11 protein-coding genes and 1 pseudogene are annotated in these 13494 nt (G+C 41.0%); 10 read left to right on the top strand and 2 right to left on the bottom strand.

Translation table 11 applies throughout. The annotated features are described in order from the left end of the window. Positions 1 to 127: 127 nt before the first annotated feature. From B5G52_RS22265 to B5G52_RS02220, 8 genes and pseudogenes are all read left to right on the top strand, one after another. Positions 128 to 310: pseudogene (locus tag B5G52_RS22265) on the top strand (response regulator transcription factor); the annotation flags it as partial. A 119-nt stretch (positions 311 to 429) separates the two neighbouring features. Further along, positions 430 to 2931 (top strand): ribonuclease R, encoded by a 2502-nt coding sequence (gene rnr, locus B5G52_RS02250; protein WP_087531075.1) that lies wholly within the window; start codon positions 430 to 432, stop codon positions 2929 to 2931. Beyond that, positions 2928 to 3674, top strand: coding sequence for a 23S rRNA (guanosine(2251)-2'-O)-methyltransferase RlmB (rlmB, locus tag B5G52_RS02245; protein WP_087531074.1), 747 nt, complete (start codon positions 2928 to 2930; stop codon positions 3672 to 3674). The genes rnr and rlmB overlap by 4 nt, the downstream gene beginning before the upstream one ends. A gap of 190 nt (positions 3675 to 3864) precedes the next feature. Further along, complete coding sequence (locus B5G52_RS02240; RefSeq protein ID WP_087531073.1) at positions 3865 to 4554, top strand: tRNA-uridine aminocarboxypropyltransferase; 690 nt, start codon at positions 3865 to 3867, stop codon at positions 4552 to 4554. A gap of 869 nt (positions 4555 to 5423) precedes the next feature. After that, positions 5424 to 6428 (top strand): Fe(3+) ABC transporter substrate-binding protein, encoded by a 1005-nt coding sequence (locus B5G52_RS02235; protein WP_087531185.1) that lies wholly within the window; start codon positions 5424 to 5426, stop codon positions 6426 to 6428. Beyond that, positions 6428 to 8059 carry an iron ABC transporter permease gene (locus B5G52_RS02230; RefSeq protein ID WP_087531072.1) on the top strand — a complete coding sequence of 544 codons (1632 nt, stop codon included), beginning with the start codon at positions 6428 to 6430 and terminating at the stop codon, positions 8057 to 8059. The genes B5G52_RS02235 and B5G52_RS02230 overlap by 1 nt, the downstream gene beginning before the upstream one ends. Then, positions 8060 to 9106, top strand: a complete 1047-nt coding sequence (locus B5G52_RS02225) for an ABC transporter ATP-binding protein (RefSeq protein ID WP_087531071.1) — start codon at positions 8060 to 8062, stop codon at positions 9104 to 9106. 35 nt (positions 9107 to 9141) lie between these two features. Then, on the top strand, positions 9142 to 10041 hold the full coding sequence (locus B5G52_RS02220; RefSeq protein ID WP_087531070.1) for a Dyp-type peroxidase: 900 nt from the start codon (positions 9142 to 9144) through the stop codon (positions 10039 to 10041). Here B5G52_RS02220 and argR read toward each other — a convergent pair. Continuing rightward, on the bottom strand, positions 10038 to 10505 hold the full coding sequence (argR, locus tag B5G52_RS02215; protein WP_006794541.1) for a transcriptional regulator ArgR: 468 nt from the start codon (positions 10503 to 10505) through the stop codon (positions 10038 to 10040). The genes B5G52_RS02220 and argR overlap by 4 nt on opposite strands. A gap of 250 nt (positions 10506 to 10755) precedes the next feature. Between argR and mdh the strand changes: the two genes are divergently transcribed. Beyond that, positions 10756 to 11691: a malate dehydrogenase gene (gene mdh, locus B5G52_RS02210; RefSeq protein WP_087531069.1), complete on the top strand. Its 936-nt coding sequence runs from the start codon at positions 10756 to 10758 to the stop codon at positions 11689 to 11691. Between the two features lie 96 nt (positions 11692 to 11787). Here the strand turns inward: mdh and ispB are convergent, their stop codons facing one another. Continuing rightward, positions 11788 to 12759 carry an octaprenyl diphosphate synthase gene (ispB, locus tag B5G52_RS02205; RefSeq protein ID WP_087531068.1) on the bottom strand — a complete coding sequence of 324 codons (972 nt, stop codon included), beginning with the start codon at positions 12757 to 12759 and terminating at the stop codon, positions 11788 to 11790. 409 nt (positions 12760 to 13168) lie between these two features. Between ispB and rplU the strand changes: the two genes are divergently transcribed. Beyond that, positions 13169 to 13480, top strand: coding sequence for a 50S ribosomal protein L21 (gene rplU, locus B5G52_RS02200; RefSeq protein ID WP_087531067.1), 312 nt, complete (start codon positions 13169 to 13171; stop codon positions 13478 to 13480). Positions 13481 to 13494 lie beyond the last annotated feature (14 nt).

The raw sequence follows: 13494 nt of genomic DNA, 5'->3' as shown, positions 1-13494 counted from the left end.
AACTTCTGTTAGGTGGGTGAGCTATGAATAATACTCAGATGCTAAACCTCATATGTTACTTACAACCTCAGAACATTACAGCCTGATTTAAGTGATAGTGTTTGGCGCAGGGTTTTATTTTCAACAATCAGAAAAATAACGAAAAGCATTGCCGTTAGCCAGTGAAGGGTTGAAAACCGCAGAGGTTGCCGCAAGGTTATTCTTAAGAGGGGGCACTGTGCGTCATTATTGATCAGCAGCCATTGCCAAATTAAATGCCAGTAACCGAGTCGATGCAGCACGAATAGCCAAGCAAAAAGGTTGGTTATAGCCTTTTTTATCCATTTTAACGTTACTAAATTGGCTTTCTTAAAAGTTTCATAGCTTTTGCCTGTCTCATTGTTCGGTTATGGGTTAAAATAACAACATAACCAATTAACAAGATAGTGAATGTCAAACCAAGATCCTAATCTCAGTCGAGAACAAGAAAAGTACGAAAACCCTGTCCCAAGCCGTGAGTTTATACTTACTCATATAAAAGACCGTGCAAAACCAGCCAACTTTCAGCAGTTATGTGATGAAATGGCGGTGAACGACGACGAGCGCCAAATTGCGTTTAAACGCCGTTTGAGAGCTATGGAGCGCGATGGTCAGTTATATTTTAATAAGTTTAAATGTTACGCTTTAATTGACGAAGCCGGCCTGACTAAAGGTAAGGTCATCGGTCATAGAGATGGGTTTGGCTTTTTAGAAGTTGAAGGCGAAAGTAAAGACTGGTTTATTGCCAAGCATCAAATGAACATGGTGCTGCACGGTGACATTGTACTAGCTAAAGGCACTAAACGTGGCTCTGGCGGCAAGTGTGATGCGCGAATTATCAAAGTGCTGACCAATGAACGTGCGCCGATTGTTGGCCGCTATTTTGTTGAGCATGGTATTGCGGTTGTTGTGGCCGAAGATCCACGTATCACCCAAGACATTATTATTTTACCTGGTACAGAAAAAGGTGCTCGCCATAATCAAATGGTGCAAGTACAAATAACTCAAAATCCAAGCCGTAATATGAATGCGGTAGGTAAGGTTGTTGATGTACTTGGTGAGCATTTAGCGCCAGGAATGGAAATTGAAGTTGCGCTACGTAACCATGATATTCCCCATATATGGCCTGAAGCGGTTGAAAAACAAGTTGCCCATTTAGGTGAATTTGTAGAAGAAGCCGATAAACAAAACCGCGTAGATTTACGTGATTTACCATTAGTAACGATTGATGGTGAAGACGCCCGCGATTTTGATGATGCAGTTTATTGTGAGCGTAAAAAGTCCGGAGGCTGGCGCTTATGGGTAGCCATCGCTGACGTATCGCATTATGTTGGCATGAATACGCCACTTAACAAAGAAGCGATTGAACGCGGTAACTCAGTGTATTTTCCTGAGCAAGTTATTCCGATGCTGCCAAAAGTACTCTCTAATGGGTTATGTTCATTAAACCCAGAAGTTGATCGCTTATGTATGGTTGCGGAAATGATGGTATCAGAAGCAGGTAAACTGTCTGGTTATCGCTTCTATGAAGCGGTTATGAACTCGCATGCGCGTTTAACCTACACTAAAACCAATGCCATTTTGCAAGGCGATGAAAAGCTACGTAAAGAATATGCAGCTGTGGTTCCGCATTTAACTGATTTACAGCAAATGTACATGGCACTTAAGTCCGCACGCCAACAGCGTGGTGCGATTGAGTTTGAAACATTAGAAACCCGCTTTGTATTTAATGCCCAACGTAAGATAGAATCAATCGTGCCAGTGGTACGTAACGATGCGCATAAGTTAATTGAAGAATGTATGATTTTAGCCAATGTATCTGCGGCTAAAATGCTTGAAAAACACGAAGCCAGCGCGCTTTATCGAGTGCATGATGAGCCCGATGGCGAAAAGCTTGGTAATTTTAGGCAGTTCTTGTCTGAGCTTGGTATTGAATCAACACTTAGTGATGAGCCAACGCCAAAAGAAATCACCCATGTACTCGCTAGGTTAGGGGATCGCCCTGAAGCTGAGCTTATTCAAACCATGTTGCTGCGCTCGATGAAGCAGGCTGTGTATCAAGCTGATAACATCGGTCACTTTGGTTTGGCGCTGGGTGAATACGCACACTTTACCTCACCAATTCGCCGTTATCCTGATTTAGTGGTGCATCGTGCAATTAAAGGTATTTTAAAAGCACAGGGCATGCAAACATCCGGTGACTATGTATATAGTGATGACGAAGTTGATCAATTAGGCGAGCAATGTTCGACCACTGAGCGCCGCGCAGATGATGCGACCCGTGAAGTTGCTGATTGGCTTAAGTGCGAATACATGCAAGATCATGTAGGAGATGAGTTTGAAGGCGTTATTTCATCGGTAACAAACTTTGGTTTGTTTATTCGTTTAGATGATTTACAAATTGATGGTTTAATTCATGTAACCAACTTAGGTAATGAATATTTTCAGCATGATGCAGCTAAACATTGCTTGATTGGAGAGCAAACCCACAAGGTATATCGTCTTGGTGATAAGGTAACTGTTCAGGTAGCATCTGTTAGCTTGGATGAGCGCCGTATCAACTTAACCTTAAGTGGTGATGTTGCACAAGACCGTTATTCACGCCGTCGTGGTTCTGCAAAAGGGGGTCATGCCCCAGCGAGTGTTCGTTCACAATTAAAAGCGGGTAAAATCCCTGGTAAAAAAGGTGATGAAAAAGAGCCTCGCAAAGGTAAGTCATCAGCGGGTACTAAGGGTAAATCAGACTCACAAAGCAGTAGTAAAGGTAAAAAGAAACCTGCCAGTAGTACTAAAGTAAAAGCGACAACCGATGGCGTAACTAAAAAGAAAACCAAGAAAAAGGCTGTTAAAAAGCCAAAAAGACCCGGCAAAAATGCCCGTAAACGTACCAGCCCAGGAGCAAATAATACGTGAGTAATGAATTAATTTTTGGCTTTCACTCTGTTGAAGCGATTTTAGCAAAAGAGCCTGAGCGTTTTTTAGAAATTTACGCCCTCAAAGGGCGTGATGATAAGCGCTTAACTCCGATAATTAATGAAGCACGTAAATTTGGTATTTCAGTACAGTTTATGCAACGTAAAGCGCTTGATAACAAAGCAAAAGATGAGCAGCACCAAGGCATCATTGCCAATGTAAAAGCGGCGCCGACATACAATGAAAAAGATCTTGATGTGATCATTGCTCGTGAAGACACTCCGTTCTTATTAGTACTTGACGGTATTACAGATCCGCATAACTTAGGTGCTTGCCTACGTAGCGCCGATGCAGCCGGTGTTCATGCGATTATTGTGCCAAAAGATAAGTCAGCAAAGCTTAATGGCACAGCAAGAAAAGTGGCGTGTGGCGCAGCCGAAACAGTTCCGCTTATTCAAGTGACAAACCTTGCCCGTACTTTACGTGAAATTAAAGATGCAGGTGTGTGGGTAGTTGGCACGGCTGGCGAAACTGACACCCATGTATTTGATGCAAACCTAACAGGCCCAATGGCCATTGTAATGGGCGCTGAGGGTGAAGGCATGCGTCGTTTAACTCGCGAGCACTGTGACGTACTGGTTAAAATCCCAATGGCAGGAAGTGTTTCAAGCCTTAATGTATCCGTTGCCACGGGCATTTGTTTGTTTGAAGTGCTGCGCCAGAGAAACGCAACACAAGCATAAAAAGCTGTAAGCTTGTAGCCGTCAGCCGTCAGCCGTCAGCCGTCAGCCGTCAGTTTAAGGCAAGCTAGTCTTGACACGTCAGTTAATATGCGCAAAATTTATAGCTGATAGCTGATAGCTGATAGCTGATAGCTGATTTCTCTTTACTTTACGTACACTGCGCCGAGCAATTTTTAGGTATCTAATCACTGTGACTAACACTTCAAACAATGCTGTCTTGACCTTGCGAGCGCAGCAAATTAGCGAATCTCGACGTGAGTTTAATGCTCGTGGCGGTAAAATGGACCGTTGTGAACAGTGTTTGATTGCAAAGCATTATTGTATTTGTGAAGGCGTTGAGCAGGCTCAGTGTAATGCAGCTGTCTGTATGCTTATGTATCATAATGAAAGCTTTAAACCTTCTAATACGGGGCGTTTAATCGCTGAAATAGTGCCTGATAATTATGCCTTTCGTTGGGACAGAACAGACCCTGACCGTGAACTTTTAGCCTTGTTAAATGATTGTCGATATCAGCCTATGGTGATTTTTCCTGCCACAGATGTTGAAGATACTGATCGAGTAATAACTGAGGTTAAACTGCAACCGAGTAAGCGACCATTATTCATCTTTTTGGATGGCACATGGCGTGAGGCCAAAAAAATGATTCGTAAGAGTCCATATCTTGATAACTTACCGGTATTATCGATTACAGCTGAAAAACTGTCGGATTACCGTTTACGGGTTGCACCTCATGCACATCAACTTGGCACTGCTGAAGTCGCAATCATGGTGTTAGCATTAGCGGGTGAGTTTGATGCATCCCATAAACTTGAACAGCATTTTATGAAGTTTCGCGATGCATATTTATTAGGTAAACGAAATAAAGGTCGGCCACTATAGCGAGTAAAGTTATACGTTGCATGTATTACAATAAGATATAAATATTTATTAAAATGTTTTGTAAATAAAATATTGTTTTTTTTGATAGTTGAACTTCAGGCAAAAGAAAAGCGCGTACTATCTCTAGTCGCGCTTGCGGAATCTTCTAATTTTCTGCATCCTGCAATTGAACTTAATCAACTCCTAATTTTTACTAATCCATGTTATTACGCTTTTACTTATTCGTTCTGCGTAATTTAGGCTGTCCGGGCCTGTATCCAAGTAGTATCCGTTCTTCCATGTTGGTAAAATCTATTACCCATCCGTTACGCACCGTCCTGATGCTATCCTTTTATTAAGCAGTTCCATTGTGTTGCCTTTAAGGCCTGTCCATTCGTCCGCTTTGTAACTTCCTGTATAACAACTCTCTTTCGAGCCCTGTTGTTCATCCATTTCGCATCATCTTGACGCTGTCCGTGTGTGTACTATCCTTTGTGTTACCCATCCTGAGCCTGTCCGTGAGTCCTTATTTTCCTAACGTAACCTTAATCCGAGGTTGCTGAGTAATCATTCCTTGTCCGTTTACTCATTAAAGCCTGTTTGCTTAACCGATGAAGTAAGTATAGAGCGTTTAAGCAAACAAAATAGGCATCTAATTACACTTAAAATTAGGCTGTCTCTTATTAGATGTTTATAAGTTCTTTATTAACAATGGGTTAGTTGGTTTTTGAGACGTTTGTCCTGTTGTTTATACTCATTAGCTGTCAGTATCGTAAGATATATCTCACAAGTAATTTCCTCTTATCTCTTTAACTTAGATAGTGGGTGCACTTTTTATAGGGAAAAGGTATTATTTGCTGATAATAATTACTATTTAGATGAAAATACTTATGAGAAAAACACTCGCTATTTTACTTGGGTTTACAGTGTCAGCTCCTGTTCTGGCTGATGATGCCGTTAATATATATTCTTTTCGTCAATCGTTTTTAATTCAGCCGATTTTGGATGACTTTACTAAACAGACAGGTATTAAAACTAATGTAGTATTTGCTAAAAAAGGGCTGATTGAGCGAGTGAAGCGTGAAGGTAAGCATAGCCCGGCCGATTTAGTGCTAACGTCCAATTTTAGTGATCTAGTCCAGTTAGATGAACTGGATTTAACCCAAACTATTAGTAGTGACACGGTTAATAATAATGTACCAGCTAAGTTTCGTGATGATGAAGGACAATGGATTGCACTAACTAAACGTGTGCGTAATGTTTACTCGTCTAAAGAGCGAATTGGCGCGTTGCCACATTTAAGCTACGAAGAGTTAGTTGATCCTAAATATAAAGGCAAGCTGTGCACTCGCTCAGGTAAACATCCTTATAACTTAGGGTTAGTGGCATCTATGATAGCGTATCATGGAGAAGCTAAAGCTAAGCAATGGCTTGAGGGAGTAAAAGTTAACCTTGCACGAAAACCACAAGGTAATGATCGCGCTCAGGTTAAGGCTGTTAAAGAAGGATTGTGTGATTTAGCATTAGGCAACAGCTATTATCTTGGCAAAATGATCCAAGACCCGGCGCAAAAACCATGGGCCGATGCAGTGAGTATCAACTTCCCCAACCAAGATAATAGAGGCTCACATATTAATGTCTCGGGTGTCGTATTGACCAAGTATGCTAAAAACCCTGAAAATGCCTTGAAACTAATAGAGTATATGACTGACAATAAAGCGCAAAATATGTATGCCTCGGTCAATATGGAATATCCGGTTAAGCCAGGTGTGGAATTATCAAGCTTAGTAGCATCATGGGGTCGCTTTAAGGAAGACAGTTTACCACTTGATGAAATTAGCAAATATCGTCCGTTAGCGCTTAAGTTAATTGATGAGGTGAAGTTCGACCTTTAATGAGTTTTCAATCTCCGCTGTCTCGATGGCAGCTTTTTGCATGGGTTATTGGCCTTACATTAGTAACCCCATTATGCTTTTTACTTTTCGAGTCGCTGCAAGGCGACTCAGATGTTTTTAGCCACCTTTGGAATACCGTATTATGGGATTACACTCGCAATACATTAGTGCTTATTGTGGGGGTGTGCGTAGTGAGTTGTGCACTTGCATTGCCATTAGCTTGGCTTACAGCCTATTGTAGCTTTCCAGGTAGAAAGCAGTTTGAATGGGCGTTAATGTTGCCTCTTGCTATGCCAACCTACATCATTGCCTATGTTTACACTGATTTATTTGATTACGCAGGCCCTATACAAATAGCGCTGCGAAATTGGTTTGCTTGGCAATCACCCGATGATTACTGGTTTTTTGATATTCGTACTTTGCCTGGTGCAATTATGATGATTGCACTGGTGCTTTACCCATACCTTTATTTAATTTTTAAAACCGCATTACGCGAACAATCATTTAAATTAGTTCAGGCAAGCCAAGGTATGGGTTTGTCTCCTTTGCAAAGCTTTTACCGTGTGAGCTTACCCCTTGCTCGTGGTGCAATAGTGGCTGGGCTTACCTTAATAAGCATGGAAACGATGGCAGATTTTGCCACAGTTAACTATTTTTCAGTCAGTACACTAACAACAGCTGTGTACGACACTTGGCTTGGTTATTACTCATTAACTGCAGCGGCAAAAATTTCAGGTATTATGTTGTTAATACTATTTTTAGCATTGATGGTAGAGCGTTTTAGCCGTCGAAAACAAGCTGTATTTGAGCGCCAGTCTGGGGTTAACAGTGAAACCCTCTACAGCTTAAAGGGGAAGGCAGCTTGGTCGGCAACCTTGTTTTGTTGTGCGGTGTTATTTTTTGCCTTTGTACTACCTGTTGCGGTGTTGATCAATTATGCATTTGCGTATGCCGAGCAAGCGTGGAATGACGCGTTCTTCTTGTACGCCTGGCAAAGTTTTAAAGTTGCCGGCATTGTGTGTGTGATCACTATTATTTTAAGCTTGTTGGTGGTGTTTTATCAGCGAATTAGTACACAACAATATTCACTTGTACCAGGGCGCTTAGCCAGTACGGGTTATGCATTACCTGGCACTGTTTTAGCAATTGCTGCACTACTACCTTTAACCTTACTTGATGACCGCCTTAATACTTGGTTAGAGCCTTTTGGGGCTGTACCAGGGTTGCTGCTTAGTGGAACGTTATTTGCCATAATCTTTGCCTATGTGGTGCGCTTTTACGCAATCGCGCACGGTGCTGTTGAAGCGAGTTTTATGCGAATTAGTCCATCGCTTGATATGGCAAGTCAATCTATGGGGAAAAGCTATGGGCAAACGTTACGCAAAGTACATATTCCTTTATTACGACGTGGAATTTTAACCGCAGGCTTATTAGTGTTTATTGAATGTATGAAAGAGCTACCAGCTGCTTTACTGCTCAGACCATTCAATTTTGAAACTCTGGCGACACATGTGTTCCAATATGTCAGTGATGAGCAATTGGAGCTGGCGTCTATCTCTGCGCTTGCTATTGTCGTGGTAGGCTTAGTGCCTTTGTATTTTGTTAATCGCTCAATGGAGCAACACAGTTAAATGAGTAGTTTAATTTTAGAAAATTTATCGTATCAATATAATGACACTGCAGTGATCGAACATTTAAATTTAACTGTTGAAAAAGATGAAATTGTTTGTCTGCTTGGACCAAGCGGTTGTGGTAAAACAACCACTTTAAAAGCGATTGCGGGTATTGTTACTGCTAACCAAGGTAAGGTGTTCATTGATACTAAGTTGGTTTCTGATGAGGATACTTTTTTAGCACCTGAGCATCGTAATATTGGCATGATGTTTCAAGATTATGCGTTGTTCCCGCATTTAACAGTTGCAGATAACATTGGATTTGGCTTAGCTAAAATGAGTAAAAGCCAAAAGCAGCAACGTGTTGACGAAATGCTTGAGTTAGTGCAGTTGCAAGGTTGTGCCATGCGTTTTCCACATCAGTTATCAGGAGGACAGCAGCAAAGAGTTGCTATTGCTAGGGCATTGGCTTATAAGCCAAGCTTACTGTTGCTTGATGAACCTTTTTCAAATATAGACACTCAAGTTCGTTTTGAATTAATTGCTGATATTCGCCGCATTATTAAAAATCAGCAGGTTTCAGCCGTGTTTGTTACCCACTCAAAAGAAGAGGCATTTGCGTTTTCTGATACGTTGGCTGTTATGCATCGAGGTAAAATTGCACAACAAGGCACGCCAGAGCAGCTTTTTAGCGCTCCAAACTCAAAGGTGGTTGCAGAGTTTCTAGGTCAGGGCATATACTTAAATGCAGATGTATTAACGGCGACTGAATATTCGACATGCTACGGAGTGGTCGAATCGCTTATTGCGCATCACCATAGCACTGATAGTGGACAGCTATATATTCGCCCGCATCATTTAACTCTAACGCCGGCCTCGGTGCAATGTGAGCAAACAGTTAAGGTGCTAAGCCGTCGTTTTATTGGTTCAAGCTATGTTTATAAAGTAGTCGTGAATGAGCAAGAGATTGAAGTTGCCGCTGAACTAGCGCAGTCATTTGATATAAATGACCTAGTTACAATAAAAATAAAACCACACACGGTAAATTTTTTTACTGATAAATAATTAAAGCTGTGTCCAATTTAAGTTAAGGATTTTCCATGGCGCAAGCGCAATCAGGGATTTGTGCTGAAGCAAACTTACACGGTTTGCATTTGTTTTTTAATGTATTTGATGGTCATGATGAGTCACTACGCAAAAAATTAAAGCGAGTTAGTGCTATTCAGGATGAGTTTGCCGATCAATTTTCAGAATCAATGCTATCTAGTTTTGTTGCTGTAGGTGCACAGTACTGGCCGCATATACTGCCAGAATTTATCCCAAGTCAACTTCAAAGCTTTCCGAATATCACTCATAACGATCATGTTGTGGGAGCTCAACCTTTTGATTTATTTGTACAAATGCGTTCTGATCGGGAAGATGTAAACCACCTTTTTGCGTTACAAATACTGCAGTTGTTCGCTCCTGATGTTGAATTAGTTGAACAAGTGCGTAATTTTCGGTTTTTAGATGGTCGCGATTTTAATGGCTTTATTTTAGGTGAAAATACTCCCCATGGCCGACAAAAGCGTGTTACGGCGTTGGTAAATAACCCTGGGCATTTTGAAGATCAAGGCAGTTATATCCATGTTCAACGCTATAAGCATGACCTAAGTGTTTGGCAGCATTTATCGCTCAATGAGCAAGAACAAATAATGGGGCGTACTCGGTTAGATAATAACTTATTAGAGCCTAGCGTTGATACGAGCCATGCGGTACGTACTGAGCTCAAAGATGAGCACGGTCAGGCGTTATTGTTAAGCCAAAGCATGCCTTATGGTGATGTTTATGAGCAAGGAATTTTATCGATTAGCTGTGCAGCGCAAGGCGATGCATTTGAAACAGTATTAAAAAGTAGGTTAGGGCAGGGCGATTGCTACGACCATTGGCTCGACTTTACGCAAGCCGATATGGGCTCTGCTTTTTTCGCCCCATCAATTAACTTTTTAAAACAACTTTAAACGGTATCGAATAAGATGCGTACACGCTCTAGTGTGACATCTATTTCAGATATTTTTGCTGGAGCAATAAATATTGTATCGTCGCCAGCAATGGTGCCTAACACACCATCGGCTTTACCTAAAGAGTCGAGCAAGCGAGCAATTAACTGTGCGGCACCTGGGCTGGTACGAATAATGATCATCATTTCGTTATGCATAATATCAATAACCAGCTGGCGTAGCGGGCTTTTTGCTGTGGGTACACCCATTTCTGCAGGCAAGCAGTAAACCATTTCTTGTTTTGCGTTACGGGTTCGTACTGCACCAAACTTACTTAACATGCGTGAGACTTTACTTTGGCTTATATTATCAAAGCCTTGCTCTTTTAAGGCATCAACAATTTCGCCTTGAGAACCAAAGTTTTCTTCTTTTAAAAGTGATTTAAAGGCTTTAACTAACGCTTCTTGCTTATCTTGTGGTTGCATGTCAATTTTCTGTTTTGTTGTTTGATGTCCTAAATTCTACACAAAAATGAATATTTATGCAGTAGTTGTTTTTATTAGTGAATAGAGCTAATAAGTTGCTGTTTGAGGTATGCTTTTGTCGATAGAACAGTTTATTTACAACTATGGTCGAAATTATATGCAAAATAAGCAGGATAAATTTGTTTTTAGGCGCTAATTTCTTTATCTTAGTGCCACAAATATTTTCTACCTTAAATTACGGAGAATTCCCATGAAAGTTGCTGTATTAGGTGCTGCAGGCGGTATCGGCCAAGCGTTGTCTTTATTATTAAAAACAGGTTTACCAGCTGGTTCTGAATTATCACTATATGACGTTGCGCCAGTTGTTCCTGGTGTTGCTGTTGACCTTTCTCACATCCCAACAGATGTTAAAGTTGCAGGTTTCGGTGCTGACGCATTAGATCAAGCGCTAACTGGTTGTGATATTGTACTTATCCCTGCTGGTATGCCACGTAAGCCAGGTATGGATCGTGCTGATTTATTCAACGTAAATGCTGGAATCATCAAAACATTAGCTGAAGGTATTGTTGCTAACTGCCCTAAAGCATTAGTGGGTATCATCACTAACCCTGTAAACGGCACTGTGCCAATCGTTGCGGAAGTATTCAAAAAAGCGGGTACTTATGATGCAAACCGTGTTTTCGGTATTACAACACTTGACGTAATTCGTTCAGAAGCATTTATTGCTGAGCTTAAAGGTGTTGATGTTGCTTCAGTTAAAGTACCTGTTATTGGTGGTCACTCAGGCACAACTATCCTACCGCTACTTTCTCAAGTTGAAGGCGTTACTTTTACTGATGAAGAAGTTGCTGCACTTACTCCACGTATCCAAAATGCAGGTACTGAAGTTGTAAATGCTAAAGCGGGTGGCGGTTCAGCTACATTATCAATGGGTGCTGCAGCAGCTCGTTTTTGTATGTCTCTAGTTAAGGGCTTACAAGGCGAAGACGTTGTAGATTACGCTTACGTAGCTATTGAAGATGGTGATGCAGAATACTTTGCACACCCTGTACGTTTAGGTAAAAACGGCGTAGAAGAAATTCTTTCTTATGGTGAGCTAAGTGCGTTTGAGCAACAAGCTAAAAACGATATGTTAGATACACTGAAAAAAGACATTCAAGAAGGTGTTGATTTCATCAACGCATAATCTTGTTATTACTGCCAAGTAGTTGGCGGTAATAAAAAAGCCTGCTTTTGCAGGCTTTTTTTATGCTCGAAGTGTTATGTATCTTAATGCGTGTTTTTAGTGGTTTCGGTCAACCGCAATACGGGCTAGGCTAACTAACGCTTCTTTATAAGGCGAATCAGCTAACACAGATAAACAAGCGATGGCTTTATCGGCTTCTTCATCTGCTTTGTTCATAGTAAATTCTAATGCGTTTGTTTCTCGTAACGCTGTTAATATAGCCTCTAAGTGATCCATTCCGTTGCTGTGCTCTATGGCATCACGGATTAGCTGAACCTGCTCTGCATTGCCTTGCTGCATTGCATAAATAAGTGGCAGGGTAGGTTTACCTTCAGCGAGATCATCGCCAATATTTTTGCCTAACTGTTCAGCATCAGCATTGTAATCAAGTACATCGTCTACTAATTGAAATGCAGTACCTAAATGCATACCGTAAAGGTTTAGTGCTTTTAGAACCGTATCGTCTTGTTCTGTTATAACGGCAGCAAGTCCTGTAGCTGCTTCAAACAACTTTGCTGTTTTAGAGTAGATGACCTGCATATAACTGTCTTCGCTGGTATCTGGGTCATTGCAGTTCATTAATTGCAATACCTCACCTTCAGCGATGACATTGGTTGCATCTGCGAGTATTTGCATGACTTGCATCTTGCCTATACCCACCATGAGCTGAAATGAGCGAGTATAAATAAAGTCACCTACCAGCACACTGGCAGCATTACCAAATTCAGCATTCGCAGTGGGTGTACCGCGTCGCAGGTTTGATTCATCAACAACATCATCATGTAATAAGGTTGCGGTATGAATAAACTCCACGATGGTCGCTAAAGTAATGTGATCTGAACCTTTATAGCCAAGTGCTCTTGCTGCTAAAATAGCTAACATAGGACGAACGCGCTTGCCGCCACTATTTACTATATATAAGCCAAGTTGATTAACTAACGCGACATCAGAACGCATTTGTGTGTGAATAAGTTGATTGACGTCATTCATATCGTTTTCGATTAACGCCTGGATAGCTTTTATATCCATTGATCTCCGAGCCAATTTTAATGGGTATACGTAGCCGATTGTACAACAAAAAACGCGTCCGCTCGATATTTTGTGACAATTCACTGAAAAAATAGGTTTAAAGTGCACTTTTAACTCGTTTAGCTAGGGGAAAGTTAAAAATAGCGATAATTCACATGGTTATTTTTTATTCTGATGATGACTTTGCATAAGCTGTAATTTATTTGTCACCATGTGTTAAAAAGCGCTTGGCATAACGGTAATTTAATATAAAATAGGTGAAAATATTGAATTGCTCTCAATGCAGCTATTTTTTATTCATTTAATTAAAAAACAGGCTTGCTAGTTTTTACGCATTAGCGTAAACTTCGCGCCCTATTGAAGAATATTTTAGTTGCGTCGATTTGAGGGCGCACAGACGGAGTTAATTATGTACGCGGTTTTCCAAAGTGGTGGTAAACAGCACCGTGTGACTGAAGGTCAAACAATTCGTCTTGAGAAATTAGACGTTGAAACTGGTGCAGCAGTTGAATTTGATTCAGTACTTTTAGTTGCTGATGGTGAGAAAATCGAGATCGGTGTACCGTTCGTAAGCGGTGGTAAAGTAACAGCTGAGGTTGTTTCACATGGTCGCGGTGAGAAAATTAAGGTTGTAAAATTTAGACGCCGTAAGCATTCTCGTAAGCAAATGGGCCATCGTCAATGGTTCACAGAAGTTAAAATCACTGGCATTAGCGCTTAATTAGAGGTACTTAG

Source organism: Pseudoalteromonas sp. A601, from assembly GCF_002165575.1.
Taxonomy (GTDB): domain Bacteria; phylum Pseudomonadota; class Gammaproteobacteria; order Enterobacterales; family Alteromonadaceae; genus Pseudoalteromonas.
Note: the sequence above shows the minus strand (reverse complement) of the source record. Positions and strands in the feature narration are given on the sequence as shown.

Coding starts and splice junctions, on each gene's coding strand:
- rnr (WP_087531075.1), top strand. CDS start 430: ATGTCAAACCAAGATCCTAATCTCAGTCGAGAACAAGAAAAGTACGAA.
- B5G52_RS02235 (WP_087531185.1), top strand. CDS start 5,424: ATGAGAAAAACACTCGCTATTTTACTTGGGTTTACAGTGTCAGCTCCT.
- B5G52_RS02230 (WP_087531072.1), top strand. CDS start 6,428: ATGAGTTTTCAATCTCCGCTGTCTCGATGGCAGCTTTTTGCATGGGTT.
- B5G52_RS02225 (WP_087531071.1), top strand. CDS start 8,060: ATGAGTAGTTTAATTTTAGAAAATTTATCGTATCAATATAATGACACT.
- B5G52_RS02220 (WP_087531070.1), top strand. CDS start 9,142: ATGGCGCAAGCGCAATCAGGGATTTGTGCTGAAGCAAACTTACACGGT.
- argR (WP_006794541.1), bottom strand. CDS start 10,505: ATGCAACCACAAGATAAGCAAGAAGCGTTAGTTAAAGCCTTTAAATCA.
- mdh (WP_087531069.1), top strand. CDS start 10,756: ATGAAAGTTGCTGTATTAGGTGCTGCAGGCGGTATCGGCCAAGCGTTG.
- ispB (WP_087531068.1), bottom strand. CDS start 12,759: ATGGATATAAAAGCTATCCAGGCGTTAATCGAAAACGATATGAATGAC.
- rplU (WP_087531067.1), top strand. CDS start 13,169: ATGTACGCGGTTTTCCAAAGTGGTGGTAAACAGCACCGTGTGACTGAA.